At 33.9% G+C, this 576-nt stretch carries 1 protein-coding gene; it reads left to right on the top strand.

Going from position 1 to position 576, the window contains the following annotated elements; genetic code table 11:
• Positions 1-124 precede the first annotated feature (124 nt).
• Positions 125-576 (top strand): RrF2 family transcriptional regulator (locus V7161_RS18590; protein WP_335714435.1); only part of this gene is annotated, 452 nt, incomplete at its 3' end.

Raw genomic sequence — 576 nt, 5'->3', positions numbered from 1 at the left:
CTATAATTATTTTTGTCAAATGAATATGATTTACCCAAAAGAGATTTCTTTTATTTGACTAACGTTCTAAATATTCCTAAGATACAATTTGAATACCCTTAAAATCAAAAGCAGGTGAGTTTATATGCAGTATAGTGTTGGAGTTGAATATGCTTTACATTGTCTGGTTTATTTAATCGATGTTCCTTCTAATGAAAGTGTTGGGATAAAGGATTTGGCAGAATTTCAAGGACTTTCTGAGACATTTCTTTCAAAAGTGTTTGGCAAATTATCTAAGGCTGGGATTGTAAGTTCTGTACCTGGTGTAAAGGGAGGCTATAGGTTATCTAAGTCCCCTGAAGATATTTCCTTTTGGGATGTAATTGAAGCAGTTGAAGGTCCTAAACCTATTTTTCAATGCAAAAATATTAAAGACAATGGATATTTGTATAGAGAAAACTGCTGTTCAGCTCCCTCCTCTTGCACCATCAATTTAGTTATGCTTTCTGCAGAAGAAAAAATGCGTGATTACTTGCGTAGTAAAACACTGTCATGGTTAAATGAAGAGCTTGAACGTGTCTTACCCAAACAAATACG

The organism is Neobacillus drentensis (assembly GCF_036965425.1).
Classification (GTDB): Bacteria; Bacillota; Bacilli; order Bacillales; family Cytobacillaceae; genus Neobacillus; species Neobacillus drentensis_F.
Note: the sequence above shows the minus strand (reverse complement) of the source record. Positions and strands in the feature narration are given on the sequence as shown.